Consider the following 3,878-nt stretch of genomic DNA (forward strand, 5'->3'; position numbering starts at 1 on the left):
GATGTCCACCCCATAGTCCCTGAGAAACTCCACCGTAGTCGCCATCGCGAAACTCCCGCCCAATCTCCATCAGGCGCGAAATCTCAGGTCACGTGAAAATGCGGAAGGTGGGGCACAGGCGACGCTTACCTTCAAGTGGCTGCGCGATCCCCGCTTTGCCCCGGACCCTGCTTTGGTTCCATCGCCGTCGGACGAGGCGCGCTTTCTGCCGGTGGAGATCGTCGCGGAGGCGAAGGCGCCAGAGATCGTAACCGCTGCAACCAACCACATCGAGATCGAGCTTGCAGGCGGTCACCGGCTACGGATCAGCGGCAGCTATGATCCCGATGCGCTGGCTCGGCTGATCCGGGGCCTGTCGGTGTGATCCCGGTTCCGGCCAATACGCGGGTCTGGCTGGCGGCGGGTGTGACCGATATGCGGAAGGGGTTCCCATCCTTGGCGGCGCAGGCCGAGGCGGTGCTTCAGCAGGATCCGTTCTCGGGACACCTCTTCGTGTTCCGTGGCCGTCGAGGCGATCTGGTCAAGGTGATCTGGTGGGACGGGCAAGGGGCGTGCATGTTCACCAAGCGGCTGGAGCGGGGCCGGTTCGTCTGGCCATCGGCGAAGGAGGGCAAGGTGGCGCTGACACCAGCACAGCTTGCCATGTTGCTGGAAGGGATCGACTGGCGGACGCCGCAACGCAGTTGGCAGCCGCTAAGGGCGGGGTAATCCGCCGATCCGAAACTGGCGGGATTCCCTGAAAGACATCAGCAGGGTAAGCTTTTTCCATGCTGGACGAGCCCATGACCATTCCCGACGACCCCGAGGAACTGCGCAGCTTTACGGCGCGGCTTCTGGACGAGGTGAAGGCACAGGCAGTGCTGATCGAAAAGCTGCGGCACCAGCTTGCCGGGCATCGGGCGCATCGGTTTGGTGCCTCGTCCGAGAGCATCGAACAGTTGCAGCTTGCCTTGGAAACCAGCGAGATTGCAGCCGCCGCGATGGTGGCGCGGATGAAGCTGCCGGATATCGAGGACAAGTCCAAGCCGAAGCGCAAGCCGATTCCGGATCACATTCCCCGGGTGGAGGTCGAGCTGTCTCCGGGCAGCGATGCCTGTGCGGATTGCGGTGGGCATCTGCGCCAGATCGGCGAGGACGTGACCGAGGAGCTGGAATACGTCCCCGGTCGCTTCATCGTGAACCGCATCGTGCGCCCGCGCTTTGCCTGCGCATGCTGCGAACGCTTCATGCAATCGCCGCTGCCCTCGCGCCCGATAGAACGTGGCCGCCCGGGGCCGGGACTGCTGGCCCATGTGCTGGTCAGCAAATATGCCGATCATCTGCCATTGTATCGCCAAAGCCAGATCTTCGACCGTGAAGGGCTGGACCTCGACCGGTCCACGCTGGCCGACTGGGTCGGCAAGACCACGGCCCTGCTGGAGCCGCTGGCAGATGCCATCGGTCGCCATGTGCTGGCAGGCGAGGCAATATTTGCTGACGATACCCCGGTTCGCATGCTGGCGCCCGGCACAGGCAAGACCCGGACGGCACGGATCTGGACCTATGCGCGCGACGAGCGCCCATGGGGCAGTGATACGCCACCGGCTGCTTGGTATCGGTTCTCCGGCGACCGCAAAGGGCAGCATCCCAAAGACCATCTGGCCCGATACCGAGGCTGGATGCATGCCGATGGCTATGCCGGCTTCGAGGAACTGTATCGATCCGGGGCGGTCCGCGAAGTCGCCTGCATGGCGCATATCCGGCGCAAGTTCGTCGATATCTATCGGTCGCAGGGCTCAGCCGTCGCCGAAGAAGCCATCGCCCGGATTGCCCAACTCTACGCCGTCGAGAAGGAGGCGCGAGGATCGCCACCAGACCAAAGGGCCGCACTGCGCAGGACCCACGCCGCCCCGGTCTTCGATGAGCTTGAAGTCTGGCTGGCCATGCAACTGACCAGAATATCGGGAAAATCCCCACTGGCAGCCGCGATCCGATACGCCCTGACCCGCATGGAGCGCCTGCGACCCTATCTCGACAACGGCATGCTGGAACTGGACAACAACGTCGCCGAACGCGGCATGCGCGCCATAGCACTCGGCAGGAAAAATTACCTCTTCGTCGGCTCCGAGGCCGGCGGCAAGGCAGCCGCCATCGCCTATATCGTCGCCCGCCTCGACATGAATCACCCGGCCTGGCGGCAGGCCGGCCTGTTCCAGCCCCGGCGCGAACAGATCGGCCTGCGTCACGCACCAGAGCACCTGCCCGGGCAAGCGCGCGGCGATCCCAGCGGCAAAACAGGCCGCCGCCGCGCCATCGGTGGCGCCATTGCCGCCGCCCGCCACCTCGTGCAGGCAGCCAAGCGCCAGCCCGCCTTTGGGCAGGCGGCGGTCAAGCTCAGAGAGGCCGAAGGGCAGCGCCGCCAAAGGCGGGGCGTGATCGCCCTCGATCGCCGCGATCCGCTGCCGCAGCGCCACGAGAGCCGGATCGGAACGAGGCGCGGACATGGCAGTGTCGGGCTCCTGTCGGGGTGGGACTCAAGGCATTGTGTTCCCCATTTGTTCCGGTTTAAGCCGTGAGTCAATCGCCACCGGGGGATTTGTGATCGGCGCCATTCGGGCCCATATCGACAGGCATGCCGTGGCCGGAGGAGGCAAGCCGATGTGCAACCTGTATAATCTGACCACGAACCAGCAGGCGATCCGCGACATTGCCGGGGCGATGTCCGACAGTGTCGGCAATCTTGAACCCTCGCTGGATATCTATCCGGACCGCCCGGCGCCGGTGCTGCGCAACACCGGCAGCGGTCGCGAACTGGCGCGGCTCACCTGGGGGATGCCGACGCCACCGCAATTCCTGAAGGCGCCGGATGCGCCGGACAGCGGCGTGACGAACATCCGCAACACCGCCAGCCCGCATTGGCGGCGCTGGCTTGGCGTCGCGCATCGCTGCGTGGTGCCGGCGACGGCCTTCTCGGAATACGGCCAGCGGCCCGACCCGGTGACCGGGCGCAAGCCCTTGCACTGGTTCGCGCTGGACCGGACGCGGCCGCTGTTCTTCTTTGCCGGGATCTGGACGGGCTGGCAGGGCACCCGGGGCTCGGCGAGGACGCCCCGGCCCGGCGATCACCAACTCTTTGCCTTCCTGACCTGCGCACCGAACAGCGTGGTCGGGCGCATCCATCCCAAGGCCATGCCGGTGATCCTGACCTCGGCTGCGGATATCCAGACCTGGTTGAGCGCCGACTGGTCCGAGGCCCGTCACCTGCAACGACCGCTCGACGATGACGAACTGATCGAGGTGGAGTGATGCCGCTGCGGCGCGGACGGGCGGCGCGATATAATCGTGCGCGTGCGGCAGTGGCGGGCGCCATTTTCACCTCAGCGCGAGATATTCCGCTGAGACATAACCCGAGACACCGGGCCTGTCGGCGAGCGCGACCTTGCACCAGAGCTTGCCGTTGTTCGTCACGCAGTTCTGGCGGACAAGCCGCGTGCCGTCGGGCAGGCCGATGATGATCTTGTGATTGAGGCCCGGGCCTTCGCGCAGTTTCAGCAGGTCGTCCGGCCCGGCCCCCTTGACCACGGCGCCGGACCCGACCGTGCACCCGGTGGCGATCATGAGGGCGAGAAGGGCAGCAAGACGAGTGCGCATGATCGGTCCTGATTGATTTTGGCATCGGCGGCAGCTTCGCGCTGCCCGGTCTTCGGCGACCGGACTATTTATCCGCAGATGGCGCGGTCAGGTCCAGCCATTGCATGAGGCACTTTAGCAGGCCGCTGAAATAGTCGGCTCTCGACGTGGTTTGCAGAACATGATTCATCACCGACAAGAAGACGGCGGAGGTGATCATGCGGGGCACGGACGAGACGGGCGGATCGCTGTTCAGCTATGTCGATCTT

The 3,878-nt window shown here is 65.2% G+C and carries 5 protein-coding genes; 4 read left to right on the plus strand and 1 reads right to left on the minus strand.

The window, feature by feature from the left end; genetic code table 11:
- Window positions 1–172 precede the first annotated feature (172 nt).
- From FNJ84_RS21525 to FNJ84_RS21545, 4 genes are read left to right on the plus strand one after another with little or no spacing between them, the layout of a single operon-like run.
- Complete coding sequence (locus FNJ84_RS21525) at window positions 173–364, plus strand: hypothetical protein (RefSeq protein WP_255471370.1); 192 nt, start codon at window positions 173–175, stop codon at window positions 362–364.
- Complete coding sequence (gene tnpB, locus FNJ84_RS21530; protein WP_143795248.1) at window positions 361–708, plus strand: IS66 family insertion sequence element accessory protein TnpB; 348 nt, start codon at window positions 361–363, stop codon at window positions 706–708. The genes FNJ84_RS21525 and tnpB overlap by 4 nt, the downstream gene beginning before the upstream one ends.
- 59 nt (window positions 709–767) lie before the next feature.
- Window positions 768–2,555 (plus strand): IS66 family transposase, encoded by a 1,788-nt coding sequence (locus FNJ84_RS21535; protein ID WP_255471371.1) that lies wholly within the window; start codon window positions 768–770, stop codon window positions 2,553–2,555.
- A gap of 22 nt (window positions 2,556–2,577) precedes the next feature.
- Window positions 2,578–3,285 (plus strand): SOS response-associated peptidase, encoded by a 708-nt coding sequence (locus FNJ84_RS21545; protein ID WP_255471372.1) that lies wholly within the window; start codon window positions 2,578–2,580, stop codon window positions 3,283–3,285.
- 66 nt (window positions 3,286–3,351) lie between these two features.
- On the opposite strand, the gene FNJ84_RS21550 is transcribed toward FNJ84_RS21545, so the two are convergent.
- Window positions 3,352–3,630 (minus strand): SH3 domain-containing protein, encoded by a 279-nt coding sequence (locus tag FNJ84_RS21550; RefSeq protein ID WP_114350851.1) that lies wholly within the window; start codon window positions 3,628–3,630, stop codon window positions 3,352–3,354.
- Window positions 3,631–3,878 lie beyond the last annotated feature (248 nt).

Source organism: Paracoccus sp. M683, assembly GCF_007096355.1.
GTDB lineage: Bacteria > Pseudomonadota > Alphaproteobacteria > Rhodobacterales > Rhodobacteraceae > Paracoccus.

Coding starts and splice junctions, on each gene's coding strand:
- FNJ84_RS21535 (WP_255471371.1), top strand. CDS start 768: ATGCTGGACGAGCCCATGACCATTCCCGACGACCCCGAGGAACTGCGC.
- FNJ84_RS21550 (WP_114350851.1), bottom strand. CDS start 3,630: ATGCGCACTCGTCTTGCTGCCCTTCTCGCCCTCATGATCGCCACCGGG.